Source organism: Bradyrhizobium sp. WBOS07, from assembly GCF_024585165.1.
In the GTDB taxonomy this organism is placed as follows: Bacteria; Pseudomonadota; Alphaproteobacteria; order Rhizobiales; family Xanthobacteraceae; genus Bradyrhizobium; species Bradyrhizobium japonicum_B.
In genome coordinates this window covers 4,712,552-4,725,740 of sequence record NZ_CP029008.1, presented here as the reverse complement: position 1 = coordinate 4,725,740, position 13,189 = coordinate 4,712,552, and the positions used below count along the sequence as shown (strand labels likewise).

The 13,189-nt window shown below is 65.4% G+C and carries 12 protein-coding genes; 4 read left to right on the top strand and 8 right to left on the bottom strand.

Annotated features, from left to right (window positions below):
• Positions 1–126: 126 nt before the first annotated feature.
• The 4 genes from DCM79_RS22500 to DCM79_RS22485 all read right to left on the bottom strand — a co-directional run bounded on the left by DCM79_RS22500 (position 127) and on the right by DCM79_RS22485 (position 5,442).
• Positions 127–1,788, bottom strand: coding sequence for a thiamine pyrophosphate-binding protein (locus DCM79_RS22500; protein ID WP_257176393.1), 1,662 nt, complete (start codon positions 1,786–1,788; stop codon positions 127–129).
• A gap of 257 nt (positions 1,789–2,045) precedes the next feature.
• Entirely contained in the window at positions 2,046–2,549 is a 504-nt protein-coding gene (locus DCM79_RS22495; RefSeq protein ID WP_257176392.1) for a GFA family protein, read from the bottom strand.
• 156 nt (positions 2,550–2,705) lie between these two features.
• Positions 2,706–3,833, bottom strand: a complete 1,128-nt coding sequence (locus DCM79_RS22490; RefSeq protein WP_257176391.1) for an alkene reductase — start codon at positions 3,831–3,833, stop codon at positions 2,706–2,708.
• 112 nt (positions 3,834–3,945) lie between these two features.
• Entirely contained in the window at positions 3,946–5,442 is a 1,497-nt protein-coding gene (locus tag DCM79_RS22485; protein WP_257176390.1) for an aldehyde dehydrogenase family protein, read from the bottom strand.
• Between the two features lie 191 nt (positions 5,443–5,633).
• Here DCM79_RS22485 and DCM79_RS22480 point away from each other — a divergent pair, with 191 nt between their 5' ends.
• Positions 5,634–6,479 (top strand): SDR family NAD(P)-dependent oxidoreductase, encoded by an 846-nt coding sequence (locus DCM79_RS22480; RefSeq protein WP_257176389.1) that lies wholly within the window; start codon positions 5,634–5,636, stop codon positions 6,477–6,479.
• Between the two features lie 152 nt (positions 6,480–6,631).
• Here DCM79_RS22480 and DCM79_RS22475 read toward each other — a convergent pair whose 3' ends face one another.
• From DCM79_RS22475 to DCM79_RS22465, 3 genes are all read right to left on the bottom strand, one after another.
• Positions 6,632–6,838, bottom strand: a complete 207-nt coding sequence (locus DCM79_RS22475; RefSeq protein WP_257180823.1) for a hypothetical protein — start codon at positions 6,836–6,838, stop codon at positions 6,632–6,634.
• A gap of 177 nt (positions 6,839–7,015) precedes the next feature.
• Positions 7,016–7,291 (bottom strand): YiaA/YiaB family inner membrane protein, encoded by a 276-nt coding sequence (locus tag DCM79_RS22470; RefSeq protein WP_257176388.1) that lies wholly within the window; start codon positions 7,289–7,291, stop codon positions 7,016–7,018.
• 39 nt (positions 7,292–7,330) lie between these two features.
• Positions 7,331–8,026, bottom strand: coding sequence for a PspA/IM30 family protein (locus DCM79_RS22465; RefSeq protein WP_257176387.1), 696 nt, complete (start codon positions 8,024–8,026; stop codon positions 7,331–7,333).
• A 99-nt stretch (positions 8,027–8,125) separates the two neighbouring features.
• Here DCM79_RS22465 and DCM79_RS22460 point away from each other — a divergent pair, with 99 nt between their 5' ends.
• Both DCM79_RS22460 and DCM79_RS22455 read left to right on the top strand, forming a co-directional pair.
• The gene (locus DCM79_RS22460; protein ID WP_257176386.1) at positions 8,126–8,734 is read left to right on the top strand and encodes a TetR/AcrR family transcriptional regulator; all 609 of its coding nucleotides are present in this window, start codon (positions 8,126–8,128) and stop codon (positions 8,732–8,734) included.
• 90 nt (positions 8,735–8,824) lie between these two features.
• Positions 8,825–10,096 carry a DUF892 family protein gene (locus DCM79_RS22455; protein ID WP_257176385.1) on the top strand — a complete coding sequence of 424 codons (1,272 nt, stop codon included), beginning with the start codon at positions 8,825–8,827 and terminating at the stop codon, positions 10,094–10,096.
• A 60-nt stretch (positions 10,097–10,156) separates the two neighbouring features.
• Here the strand turns inward: DCM79_RS22455 and DCM79_RS22450 are convergent, their stop codons facing one another.
• On the bottom strand, positions 10,157–11,491 hold the full coding sequence (locus tag DCM79_RS22450; protein ID WP_257176384.1) for a glycoside hydrolase family 3 N-terminal domain-containing protein: 1,335 nt from the start codon (positions 11,489–11,491) through the stop codon (positions 10,157–10,159).
• Positions 11,492–11,679: 188 nt separating this feature from the next.
• On the opposite strand from DCM79_RS22450, the gene DCM79_RS22445 reads away from it, so the two are divergent.
• Entirely contained in the window at positions 11,680–13,188 is a 1,509-nt protein-coding gene (locus DCM79_RS22445) for a DUF4173 domain-containing protein (protein ID WP_257180822.1), read from the top strand.
• Position 13,189 lies beyond the last annotated feature (1 nt).

Below are 13,189 nucleotides of genomic sequence, written 5' to 3'. Positions count from 1 at the left end.
ATGCCCCGGCTTGACCGGGGCATCCAGTACGCCGCTGCCTATCGAGGAATCACAACCGTCTCTGGAATACTGGATCGCCCGATCAAGTCGGGCGATGACAGTTGAGTGCGGGGAGGCAGCGCCGCCCTACACTTTCCCGTCCACCATCACCTCGATCAGCTTGGTCCCTGGCCGATTGAACGCCGATGTCAGCGTCGCCTTGAGCTCGCCGGGATCGCTGATCTTGATCGCCTCGCAGCCGAGCGCTCGTGCGACGCCGGTGAAATCCACCGGCGGGTCGGCGAAATCCATGCCGACATAATTGTCGTCGCCATGAAAGGCGAGCAGGCGCTGCTTGATGATGCGGTAGCCGCCATTGTTGGCGATGACGACGTTGAGCGGCAGCTTGTGATGCGCCGCCGTCCACAGCGACTGGATCGAATACATTGCGCTGCCATCGCCCGAGAAGCACACCACCGGGCGATCCGGATTGGCGATGCTGGCGCCGACCGAGGCCGGCAGGCCCCAGCCGATGCCGCCGGAGGCAAGGCCGTGATAGCCATAGCGGTCGCGGTGCGGCCGCAGCGCCGTGATGTGACGGCTGGAGGTGAGGCCTTCGTCGACCAGGATCGCATTCTCAGGCATGGCCTCGACCATCTGCAGCACCAGGAAGTCGGGATCGATCGGTGTGCGGCCCGCGCTCCTGCCGATCTGCTCGACCAGCGCGGCGCGGCGTGCGGCCCAATTGTTCGGCGCGAGCTCGGCGAGACGCTGCTTCGCCCGGCTCGCGAGTGTCGCGCCGCCCATCTCCTTCAACACCGGGATCAGCGCGCGCAGCGTTTCCTTCAGATCGGCCTTCAGCGCGATCTCGGCGCCGTAATTCTTGGCGATCTCCCAGTCGACGAGGCCGACCTGCACGATGCCGAGTCCATCAGGCAGCGCATCGACCTCGCTGTAGACCGACATCCGCAAGGGATCGCCGCCGAGCGCAATCAAGAGATCATACGGCGCCAACGTGTCGCGCGCGATCTTCTGCACGCGCGCCAGCGTGCCGACGAAGCTCGGGCTCTCCGAGAGGAAGTGCGATCCATACGGCGTCGAAGACTGGTAAGCGGCGGCGCCGAGCAGCTCGGCGAGCTCGGCCGCCTCCTTCAGCGCGTCGCTCTTGACCACCTCGTCCATGGTGACGATGACAGGGCGCTCGGCCTCGAGCAGCCGCGCGGCAAAAGCCTTCAGCGCTTCGTCCGAGGGCTTCACGCGGGCGTCGATGCGGGTGGAGCGGCCGAGTTCGATGCCGGCCTCGCTGTTCAGGATGTCGCCGGGCAGCGAGATGAACACCGGCCCGGTCGGCGGCGTGGTCGCGATCTTGGCCGCGCGGCGCACGATGCGCGGCAGATCCTCCAGCCGCGTCACCTCGACCGCCCATTTCACCAGCGGCTCGGCCATGCGGACCAAGGGTCCATACAGCACCGGCTCCATCAGGCCATGGCCCTGCTCCTGCTGGCCGGCGGTGAGGATCATCGGCGTGCCCGTGAACTGGGCGTTGTAGAGCGAGCCCATGGCATTGCCGAGACCTGGCGCGACGTGGACGTTGCAGGCGACGAGCTTGCCGGAGGCGCGGCTGTAGCCGTCGGCGATCGCGACCACCAGGCTCTCCTGCATCGCCATCACATAGGTGAGATCAGGATGGTCCTTCAGCGCATGCATGATCGGCAATTCGGTGGTGCCGGGATTGCCGAACAGATGCGTGATGCCCTCGTCCTTGAGCAGCGCAAGAAAGGCGGAGCGGCCGGTGATCTTGTTCTTCATGTTTCCTCCAGGAGCGGACGTGGCCGCAAGGACGAAGACATGATGACCGGAATCGAAGCAGGCGCGCAAGGAAGCGCGGTCATGGCTGCGTTGCGTGTGACGGTCTCGTGTCCCGGACGCGGCGCAGCGCGTTAGCGGTGCGACGCAGAGCCGGGACCCAGTTGCGCCGAACCCGCTGATGTATGGGTCCCGGCTCTGCGCAGCAGCGTTTCACGCTGCAGCGCGGCCGGGACACGAGCGCGGAGCCAGCAGCGCAGCTACATCTCATCCCGCCCGAGCTCGAACGGGTCCTCGCCGCCGGCGCGCTTCTTCTTTTTCGAGCGCCGCCAGACCACGCCCGGAAAGCCTTTCAGCGGCACCAGCGGCTCGCCGGTATAGGCCCATTCCTGCAGCTCCTCGATCGCGATGTGATAGAGCGGCTGGCGGCCGGTGCGCTCCCGAAACAGCGCGCGGGGGATGTTGACCATGTGCGGCCCACGCGGACGTTCATAGGCGATCGGGGTGCCGCAATGCGAGCAGAAGCTGCGGGTGGTCCGGGTGGCCTTGTCTTCGTAACGCGTGAGCGCGGTCTTGCCCGAGGTGATGCGAAAGCGCTTCTTCCAGCTGCCGACATAGGTCGCATAGGCCGCGCCATGGGCCCGGCGGCTGGCGGCGGAGTGATCGTGCCAGGACCAGCGTGCGGGGACGTCGATCTCGAAGCTGACCTTGCCGCAGAGGCACTGGCCGGTGGCGATCCCTGCGGCGGCTGCGGCTTTGGCCATCGTCTTTCTCCGTCGTCATTGCGGCGGGCGGTCGCGCCACAAATCAAGCTCGTCATTCCGGGGCGATGCGAAGCATCGAGCCCGGAATCCATTCCAATTCGGGTTATGCGGCCCGATGGATTCCGGGCTCGCGACTTCGTCGCGCCTCGGAATGACCTATGCCGGCGTCAGCTCGTCATACACCGGATAATCCGTATACCCCTTCTCCTCGCCGCCGTAGAAGGTCGCGCGGTTATACGGCGTGATCGGGTAGCCGTGCTGCAGGCGACGCGGCAGATCGGGGTTGGAGATGAAGATGCGGCCGAAGGCGATGATGTCGGCGTGGCCGTCGGCGATCGCCGCGTTCGCGGTCTCGCCGGTGAAGCCGCCGGCGGTCATCAGCACGCCGCTGTAGAGCGGCCGGAACAGCACCATCGCCGACGGCACGTTCTCCCAGTGGACGTCGGCACGGCCGGCGCCGCTGGAGCGCGGCTCGATGAGATGCAGATAGGCGAGGCCGAGCTTGTCCAGCGCCTTCACGACGGAGGTGTAGAGCGGCATCGGATCTGGCTCGCCGGAATCATTGGCGATGCCGTAAGGCGAAAGCCGGACGGCGACCCGGTTCGCGCCAAAGACGTCGATCGCGGCCTGCGTGACTTCGAGCAGCAGCCGCGCGCGGTTCTCGATCGAACCGCCATATTGGTCGGTGCGCTGGTTGCTGCGCGACTGCAGGAATTGCTCGAGCAGATAGCCGTTGGCGCCGTGGATCTCGACACCGTCGAACCCGGCGGCGAGCGCATTCTTCGCACCTTGCCGGAAGGCCTCGACGATCCCCTTGACCTCCCCGGTCTCCAGCGCGCGGGGCGTCTCGTAGCCGGCGATCTTGCCGTCGGCGGTCATCGCCTTCATGCCCTCGGCCTTGATCGGGATCGCCGAAGCCGAAACCGGCAGCTCGCCGCCGTGAAAGGAGGAATGCGAGACGCGGCCGACATGCCAGAGCTGGAGGAAGATGATGCCGCCCTTTGCGTGCACCGCATCGACCACCTTGCGCCAGCCGTCGATCTGCGCCTGCGAATAGATGCCGGGCGTCGCCGGATTGCCGCGGCCGTGCGAAAGCACCGGCGAGGCCTCGGCGATGATCAGGCCGCCGGGCGTCGCGCGCTGGGCGTAATATTCCGCATTCAGCGGCCGCGGCGAAAAGCTCTCGCGCTCGGCCCGCATCCGCGTCAGCGGCGCCATCGCGACGCGATGCGCAAGCTTGTACGGACCGACCTGCAACGGCCTAAACAACGCTTCGAATTTCATGTGTTCCCCGGATGTCTACGGAAAGGATGCGGATCATATAGTGAGGGGCGGCACCGGAAAAGGCGCCGCCCCAAGCAGATATTCTCTCTGACGGAACGCGACAGAGCACGCCTTACGCCGTCTTGATCCAGACGGCCTTCACGTTGAGATATTCCTCGACATGCTGCTTGCCGGACTCGCGGCCGTAGCCGCTCATCTTGTAGCCGCCGAAGGGCACGGCCGGATCCATCGCCTGATAGCAGTTCACCCAGACCGAGCCGGCGCGCAGGCGTTTTGCCACCGCATGCGCCTTGCTGACGTCGCGCGTCCACAGGCCGGAGCCGAGGCCGAACGTGGTGTTGTTGGCGCGCTTGACCAGCTCATCCATGTCCTTGAACGCGATCGCGGAGATGACGGGGCCAAAGATCTCCTCCTGCGCGATGCGCATGTTGTCCTGGACGCCCGCGAACACCGTCGGCGAGACGAAGAAGCCCTTCGACAGCGCACCCTCGGTGACCCGGCCGCCGCCGGCGAGCGCCTTGGCGCCTTCCTTCTGGCCGATGTCGAGATAGCCGGTGACGCGTTCGAGCTGCTGCTCGGAGACCAGCGGGCCGATCTGCACGTTGGGATCGAGACCGTTGCCGACCTGCAGCTTCTTGCCGAACTCGGCGACGCGGCCGACGAACTCCTCGTAGATCGACTGCTCGACGAACAGGCGCGTGCCGGCGCTGCAGATCTGCCCCGAATTGGCAAACACCGCCATCGCCGCGCCCGGCACGGCGGCATCGAGATCGGCATCGGCGAACACGATGTCCGGCGACTTGCCGCCGAGCTCGAGCGAGACGCGCTTGAGATTGCCGGCGGAGGCGCGGATGATCGACTGTCCCGTGACGTGCGAGCCGGTGAAGGCGACCTTGTCGACGTCGTGATGCGAGGCGAGCGCGGCGCCCGCGGTCTCGCCGTAGCCGGGCACGACGTTGACGACGCCGGGCGGAATGCCCGCCTCCATCGCGAGCTCGGCGATGCGCAGCGAGGTCAGCGGCGCCTCTTCGGCGGGCTTGAGCACCACGGTGCAGCCGGTCGCAATCGCAGGACCGATCTTCCAGATCGTCGCGGTGAGCGGCCCGTTCCAGGGAATGATGGCACCGACGACGCCGATCGGCTCTTTCAGCGTGTAGGAGAAGATTTCGCCGGGCAGCGAGTTCTCGATCGTCTCGCCGTGGATCGCCGTGGTCTGGCCGGCATAGTAACGCAGCATGCCGACGGCGCGCAGGCGATAGGCGCGGGTGCGGCTGAGCGGCGCGCCCATGTCGAGCGTGTCGAGCTGCGACAATTCGTCGAAATTCTTCTCGACGAGGTCGGCGAGCCTCAGGAGCAGGTTCTGCCGCTCGAACGGCTTGACCTTGCTCCAAGGCCCCTCGAAGGCGCGGCGTGCGGCGGCAACCGCACGGTCGATGTCGTCCTTGTCACCCTCGGCGACGGTTGCGAGCAGCTCGCCCGTTGCAGGATTGCGGGTCTCGAAGCGCTTGCCCGAGGCCGCATCGACCCACTTTCCGTCGATCAGCATCTGCTTGTAGGAGCCATTCGCGAACGGATGGCGCGTGATCGGAATAGCCTGCGACACAGCCATGGCTGCACTCCCTGTCAGGTGATTGATTGGGTCGATCTGGGCGGGATCGTTCGCCGAATAGGGTACAACCGGGCCGGAGGGGCGTAAAGACGGCGTGGAGCGAAGACCTCCCATGCCGACTTGTGCAGGGTCGAACGGAGCGCGTGCTATAACGCGACCGAGCGCAACTTGAGCTTCGCCGGAGTCCAGCCATGTCGCATCCTGCCATCGTCAAAGACAACGTTGCCGTCATCACCGGTGGCGCAGCCGGAATCGGGCTTGCCGCCGCCGCGGCGTTTGCGCGCACCGGCATGAAGGTGTGCATCGCCGATGTCGATCAGGGACGCCTGGCCGAGGCCGCAACAAAGCTGTCATCCATCGCCGGTGCCGCGAACGTGATGACGGCCGCGGTCGACGTCAGCAAGACAGAAAGCCTGACGGAACTCGAGCGTGCCGTGTGCGAGCGGTTCGGCGGCACTGACGTCCTCATGAACAATGCCGGCATCCAGCCGGGCAGCACGCTATTCGGCGAGCCCGATCATTGGCAGCGCATCATCGCCGTCAACATGTGGGGCATCATCAACGGCTCGCGCATCTTCGCACCCAACATGATCGCGCGCGGCAGGTCGGGCCTCATCATTAACACCGGTTCCAAGCAGGGCATCACCACGCCGCCGGGCGATCCCGCCTACAATGTCTCCAAGGCCGGCGTGAAAGCGTTCACCGAGGCGCTCCAGCATGAGCTGCGCAACACGAAGGATTGTCGCATCACGGCGCATCTGCTGATCCCGGGCTTCGTGTTTACCGGCCTCACCGCGAAGGGACGCACCGAAAAGCCGGCCGGCGCCTGGACGCCGGAGCAGACGGTCGATTTCATGCTGGCGCGGCTGGAGGCCGGCGACTTCTACATCCTGTGCCCGGACAACGACGTGCCGCGCGCACTCGATGAGAAGCGCATGCTGTGGGCCGCCGGCGACATCGTCGCGAACCGCCCGCCGCTGTCGCGCTGGCATCCGGATTACGCGGATGCGTTCAAGAAGTTCGTGGAGGAGGAGTAGCTGCCTTCCTTCTCCCCTTGCGGGAGAAGGTGGCGCGAAGCGCCGGATGAGGGGTTCTCTCAACTCGCGCAATTGTCCGTGAGGAGAGAACCCCTCACCCGGCTTCGCTCTCGCGAAGCCACCCTCTCCCACAAGGGGAGAGGGCGAGAAACCTACAACGTCTCTTGCTGATGGCCGCAATTCTTGCAGGCGAACTTGACGCGGCTCTGGCCCTTTTCCGCTTGCACCCGGTTCGGGGCGCCGCACTTGCCGCAAACAGAATCGATGCGGGTCGTGCCCTGCTTGACGACGATGGACTTCTTTTCCATCGATTCGCGGATCAGGCGCTCGGCCTCCTCGCGCAGCGATTGTTTCGACAAAGCTCGTCTCCGCCTCTGAACGCGCGAGAGCCATATCGCACCTGCAGCCGAAGCACAATGCGCGATGCGGGCCGCAACGATCAAGGCGTCATTCCCGATGGTTGCGGACGCGAGAGCCGCGGCGCGTATTGCTCCGCGGCTCTCCTGCTTGTCTCCCGGATCGGCTCAAGGCGCTTTTCATGCGGCCTTGGACACCTCCATCAAGAGCCGCTCGGCCTTCGCATCCTCGATGCGGTTGACCAGCCGGCTGCTCTCGTGATTGTCGCGCACGGTCTTGGTCAGGGTGATGCAGGTCTGAACCAGCATGACGATGCCCATGGTGAGATAGCCTTTCATCCAGACGTCGACCGGCAGAAAGAACACGCCGATGGCGACGAGGAAGGCGGAAGCTGCGAAGGACGCGTATGTGAAGGTCACCCAGGCGCTGCTGTGGGGCTGGCCATTCTGGTTCATGATGGTCTCCTGTGAGGACGAATGATGAAGGGGTTACGATCAGGCCGACGCCGGGCGCTTGGACTTCAGCCGCGCCAGCACGTCGTCTGCGGTGGTCTTCAGCCGCGGGCCAAAGCCCTGCTCGGCCAATCTTTCGGCGACGGCGATAGGACCGGTGGCCGCATCGAGCTCGACCAGCGCATCGTCGGCCGCCTGAGCTTCCATCTGCCGATCGCGCAAGCGCCGCAAAGTGGTTTCAGCTTCCGGCAGCGTGGATTCGTACGGACGCGCGGCCTCGATGCCGCTCCGGCGTAACGAGCGGACCGCCTCCGAGGCACGGGCAACGCGGCGACCGCGATCGAGCTCGGTGATGCGGGCCTGCGCGTTTGCGACGTGCCGCTTCAGCCGCGCGATCTCGGTCGCGAACAACGCGCGGGCCGTCATCGCGGCATCGCGGTCCGCCTCCAGGCCGGCGATGGCTTCGGCGGCACCCCTGGCGAGGTCGTCACGGCCGCCGTCGAGCGCCGCAACCGCGCGGGTCTCGAGATCGGCGATGCGGGCGAGGGTCGCCTCGAGCTTGCGGCCTTCCTGCTGGTCCTGGGCGATCGCCAGCGCCAGCGTCCGCTTGCTGCGCTCGACGGCGGCAGCCGCATCGCGCATCTGCTGGTCGAGGATCAGCAGGGCCGTCCGGTCTTCCAGCTCTTCGCCCGCGGCGGCCACGCTGCCGCGGAACAGTGTCACTACAGTCTTGAACATCTTCAGCTCCCTGTTATGAGCGTTGCTCACAGATGTTTTGTAGCAAGAAACTTGAACAAAGTTCAAGAAAAAAAGAGCAACGCTCAAGATTTGGCCAAGATGTCTAAGGCCTTGGAACGGCGAGAGAAACTCCGCTCCGATCTGATCCTCGCGGCGGAGCGGATGATTGCCGATCGCGGATTGTCGGGGGTGAAGACCCGCGATCTCGCCCGCGAGATCGGCTGCGCCAATGGCGCGGTCTACAACCTCGTGGCCGACATGGACGAGCTGATCCTGCGTGTGGGCTCGCGTACCCTGCACCGGCTCGACCAGGCGCTCAGCGCCGCGGAAAGCGCGGGCGAGCCGTCGCCGCAGGAGACGCTGGTCCGCATCGCCCTCGCCTATTGCGATTTCGCGGCCGACAATCTCCAGCTCTGGCGCGCGCTGTTCGAGCACCGCATGGAAGCCGACAAGGTCGTCCCCGACTGGTCCGTCCAGGATCAGATGCAGCTGTTCCGCCACATCTACCAGCCGCTGGCCGCGTTGTTTCCGAAGCGCAGCCGCGAGGAGCTCGGCATCACGGCGCGCAGCCTGTTCTCGGCGGTGCATGGCATGGTGGCGCTCGGACTCGAGCAGAAGCTGGTTGCCGTGCCGCTGCCGGCGCTGCGCAAGGAGATCGCGGCCCTGGTGCGCGCGATGATCGACGGATTGATCGCGCGAGAGGCGTAGAAGCGCGAATTGAATCTCAAGCTCGGTTAGGAACGAACATTCCGAGCACCGGTTGACGCGCATCGTTTCCCTCACAGCGCGAGTCATTTCATGTATCACCACGTCAAGAAGCTGATGTTCACCGTGCGCGTCGACGAGCCCGACCCGCGCTTCGGCAATATGCTGCTCGAGCAATTCGGCGGCGCCAACGGGGAACTCGCGGCTGCGATGCAATATTCGATTCAAGGGCTGAACTGCGAGGACCCCGACCGCAAGGATCTCTTGATGGACATCGGGACCGAAGAGCTCAGCCATCTCGAAGTCGTCGGCTGCCTTGCAAGGATGCATCTTGCGCCTTCGAAGAACGACCGCCAGGCAGCCGAAGCCGATCCGCTCATCGCGATCGCCGGCGGGGGCGGTGTCAACCTGTTCAATTCGCAAGGCAATCCCTGGACCGCCGACTATCTCAAGATCACCGGCGAGCTCGATGTCGATCTTCGCAGCAACATCGCCGCCGAGGCGCGGGCGAAGATCGTCTACGAACGGCTGATCAATTTCTGCGACGACGCCGGCTCCAAGGACGCGCTGCAATTCCTGATGACGCGCGAGATCACGCATATGAAGGCCTTCGCGCGCGCGCTCGAAAGCCTGTCCAAGCCTGCCTTCAGTGTCGGCAGGATCGCGCCGACGCCCGGCCTCGTGAACCAGTACTTCAACGACTCCACCGGCAGCGGCGACCACGGCGAGATCGACACCCGCGGCCCCTGGAACGAAGGAGAGGACTGGGTGTTCACCGAATCGCCCGCGCTTCAGTCCTCGGATCCCGGCACCGCCAGCCCGATTGTCGCGGAGAGTTCATCGCCCGTCGACGAGGCCGGTCTGACCGATCTCCTGCTCCACGAGCTGCGTGACATTCTCCATGCCGAGAAGCAGTTGACCAAGGCGCTGCCCAAGATGGCGCAATCCGCCCGCTTCGACCAGTTGCGTGAACTGTTCGAGCAACACCTGGCCGAGACCGAAAATCAGGTCGAACGCCTTAACGAGTGCTTCGAGCTGCTCGGCGAGACCGCTCGCGCCAAGCCTTGCAAGGGCATGATGGGCCTGATCGAGGAAGGCCAGGAGGTCATGAAGGAAGGCGAGGACAAGGAGGATGCAGCCGCCGACCTCGCGCTGATCTCGGCGGCCCAGCGCGTCGAGCACTACGAGATGTCCGGCTACACCACGGCACGCAACCTGGCGCAGCAGCTCCGGCATAGCGCGATCGTTGCCCTGCTCTCCAAATCCCTCGCCGAGGAGGAGAATTCCGATCTCCTGCTCAACCAGATCGCGCGATCGCTCATGTCGGTAGCGAAGATGCCCGCCGCGCTGGAGCAGGCGGAATAGGACAGCTGCGACGGCAGCACTCGATCGCCTCGCGCCATCTCGCGCGGGGCGATACCTCGACTAACCCCGCGTACTGCTTCTCTTGAGCGACGCGGCTCCCGTCTTCCCGGACGGAAGGCCCCTCGCCAGCCTCGTCTCACTCGCCTGCAGCATGGCCGCGTCGAGCCTGCCCTGCCGCGCCCCATCCAGGGCACAGCCGAACACGCGATAGAACTGCGCGCCGTCATAAGCGACCAGCAGCAGATCGACGCCGCCATTGATCGCCTCGACCACGGCCTTGCAGACGTCGTTCTGGTAGATCGCGCCCATCATGAGGTCGTCGGTCATCACCACTCCCTGGTAGTTCCACTTGTCGCGGATGATGCCCTGGACGACGGCTTTCGAGTGCGAGGCGGCGCGATCGGGATCGACGGCGGTGAGCGTGACGTGGCCGACCATCAGCGCGCTGCGCGAATGCGATAGCACCTCGCGGAACGGAAGCCAGTCGGTCGCTTCCAGCTCCTCGACCGGCGTGTCGAGATTGGCGCTGAAATGATGGGTGTCGGCGCGCACGCGGCCGATACCCGGAAAATGCTTGAGCGTGGCGCCGACGCCGGATGCTTCCAGCCCGCGCACATAGGCCCTCGCGATCGTGCTGACGACGGCCGGATCGCTCGCGATCGCGCGCTGGCCGATCAGCGTGTGGAAATCGAGCCGGTTGCGCCGCGCCGGCGGCTTGAGATCGAGCACCGGGGCGAGATTGAGATTGACGCCAAGCGCTGCGAGCTCGCCGCCATGGATGCGGCCGAACTCCTCAGCCTTGGCCTGCTGGTCGTCGGGCGCAAGCCCTGTGAGCGTCGCCAGGGCCGGCACTTTCGTCAGCGGTGGCGCCAGATGCCCGACGATGCCGCCCTCCTGGTCCGCGGCGACGAGCAGCGGCGGCAGGCCGGCAGCGCGCCTGATGTCCTGGAGCGCGGCGATCTCGCTCCGCAGCGTCTCGACCGTGCCGCCGCGGAGGTTGTGCCGGGTGACATAGACGCCGCCGATCAGTCCCTGCCTGGCAAGGCGCGCCACCTCCGGGAAGGAGGAATAGCCGACCATGAAGTGAGCCCCGAGCTGGCGCGCCTCGGCGGCGTTGAGAACGTCGTGCCTGCGCAACTCGAACTTCAGATGCGCAGCGGACATCAGGAGCGGCGGCAGGCACCAGAGCATGACGAGCAGCTTGCCCGCGATGCTGCGCCAACCTCCCCACCGGAGCAGAACGGCGACGATCAGCAGGCTTGCGACGACAAGCGCGATGTTTCCGGCGCCGCGCAGCACGAGCAGATAGGGATCGTTCTTGTTGACGGCCGCGAACGCGACCACAGGCGCGGCAAGCCACAGCAGAATGAGACCGAGACGACGGAGGATTTGCATGATGTGCCACATGCTATGAGGGCGAATGCTTCGCACCTATCAAAGCGATTGGCGCTGCGCGAGAGGCAAAAGCGCTCCTGCACGAAATCTGCAAAAGACTCCTGAAGCCGTGCAGACGATGGTCCCGCCTTCTGCACGAGAGCCGTTCACGATGCGTCATGCCAACCACCACGAAAGGTCTTCTGGACATGACGAGCCTGGCGTCGACGATCGCGGACGAAATCAAGCCGATCGGTCATTCCTCGATCCCGGCCAAGGTCGGCGTCGCGCTGTTGCTGGCCGCGCTCGCCGACTGGCTGTTCTACGGGCAGCGGGCCGGGCTGTCGCTGGCACTCTTTGCGATCGCGATCGCCGGCGTGTCGGTGCTCTTCAATCATGCGGCCCTGGACTTGCGCCGCGCCATGATCGGTTCGGCCGTTCTCGCCGCCGGTCTCGTGCCCGTTATCGAGGAGCTCAACACGCTGTCGTTCCTGATCCTCGTCGCCTCGCTGGCGATCGCGTTGCTGCTCGCGACCAATGCGGAAACGACCGGGCTCGCCGACCGCGGCCGCGCGCTGCGCAACCTCGTCTTGCTCGGTCCCTTCAGGTTCTTTCTCGATACGCCCCAGGCGTTCAACGCGTCGGCGCTCACCCGCGGCATCGCGCGCTGGCTGCTGCCGGCGGCGCTCAGCGCCGTCTTCGTCGCGCTCTTCGCCGCGGCCAATCCGGTGATCGAGCAATGGGTGTCCCTGTTCAATCCGAAACTCATCCTTCATTATGTCAGCATCCCGCGCGTCCTGTTCTGGGCCTTGATGCTGGCATTGGTCTGGCCGTTCATTCACGTGCGCTGGCGGCGCAAGCCGATCATCGACACCGAGGTGGCCGACGGCCTCGCGCCGCCGCCGCTCCCACCCGTTGTCGCAGCCGAATTCCTCGGTCCCTCCACCATCCTGCGCTCGCTGATCCTGTTCAACCTGCTGTTCGCGGCGCAGTCCGTTCTCGATGGCATCTATCTCTGGGGCCATTTGGCACTGCCCGACAATCTGACCTATGCGGGCTATGCGCATCGCGGGGCCTATCCGCTGATCGTAACTGCCCTGCTCGCCGCGGCCTTCGTGCTGGTGGCGATGCGCCCGGGCGGGCCGGCCGAGAAATCGACGGTGATCCGGCCGCTGGTCTACCTCTGGGTGGGACAGAACGTGCTTCTCGTCGCCTCCTCCATCTTGCGCCTCGATCTCTACGTGAACGTCTACATGCTGACCTACTGGCGCATCGCGGCTTTCATCTGGATGGGGCTGGTCGCGCTTGGACTGGTGCTGATCGTGGCCCGCATCGCCCTCCAACGGTCCAACAAATGGCTCGTCGGCGCCAATCTGATCGCGCTCGCGACCGTGCTTTATGGCTGCTCGCTGGTGAACTTCGATGCCTTCATCGCCGACTATAATGTCACGCACAGCCGGGAAGCGTCGGGCAACGGCCTGCAAATCGATATCGACTATCTCCTGACGCTCGGACCACAGGCACTGCCCGCCATCGACAGGGCCATCGCGCTCCGGCCCGGCTCGAGCGAGAGCTGCCTTGTGTCGCGACGCGACCGCCTTGTAGAACAGCAGCGCCAGGATCTGGCCTGGCGGAGCTGGGGCTTTCGGAGCTGGCGGCTTCAGCGCAGGCTGGATGCGCTGGCAAAGGATCATTCCGGCAGCCGGCCGGCGGGGTGAG

Bases quoted from the DNA above. Each gene is read 5' to 3' on its own strand.
- DCM79_RS22465 (WP_257176387.1), bottom strand. From the start codon at position 8,026: ATGTTCAAGACTGTAGTGACACTGTTCCGCGGCAGCGTGGCCGCCGCG.
- DCM79_RS22460 (WP_257176386.1), top strand. From the start codon at position 8,126: ATGTCTAAGGCCTTGGAACGGCGAGAGAAACTCCGCTCCGATCTGATC.
- DCM79_RS22470 (WP_257176388.1), bottom strand. From the start codon at position 7,291: ATGAACCAGAATGGCCAGCCCCACAGCAGCGCCTGGGTGACCTTCACA.
- DCM79_RS22495 (WP_257176392.1), bottom strand. From the start codon at position 2,549: ATGGCCAAAGCCGCAGCCGCCGCAGGGATCGCCACCGGCCAGTGCCTC.
- DCM79_RS22445 (WP_257180822.1), top strand. From the start codon at position 11,680: ATGACGAGCCTGGCGTCGACGATCGCGGACGAAATCAAGCCGATCGGT.
- DCM79_RS22500 (WP_257176393.1), bottom strand. From the start codon at position 1,788: ATGAAGAACAAGATCACCGGCCGCTCCGCCTTTCTTGCGCTGCTCAAG.
- DCM79_RS22485 (WP_257176390.1), bottom strand. From the start codon at position 5,442: ATGGCTGTGTCGCAGGCTATTCCGATCACGCGCCATCCGTTCGCGAAT.
- DCM79_RS22480 (WP_257176389.1), top strand. From the start codon at position 5,634: ATGTCGCATCCTGCCATCGTCAAAGACAACGTTGCCGTCATCACCGGT.
- DCM79_RS22455 (WP_257176385.1), top strand. From the start codon at position 8,825: ATGTATCACCACGTCAAGAAGCTGATGTTCACCGTGCGCGTCGACGAG.
- DCM79_RS22450 (WP_257176384.1), bottom strand. From the start codon at position 11,491: ATGCAAATCCTCCGTCGTCTCGGTCTCATTCTGCTGTGGCTTGCCGCG.
- DCM79_RS22490 (WP_257176391.1), bottom strand. From the start codon at position 3,833: ATGAAATTCGAAGCGTTGTTTAGGCCGTTGCAGGTCGGTCCGTACAAG.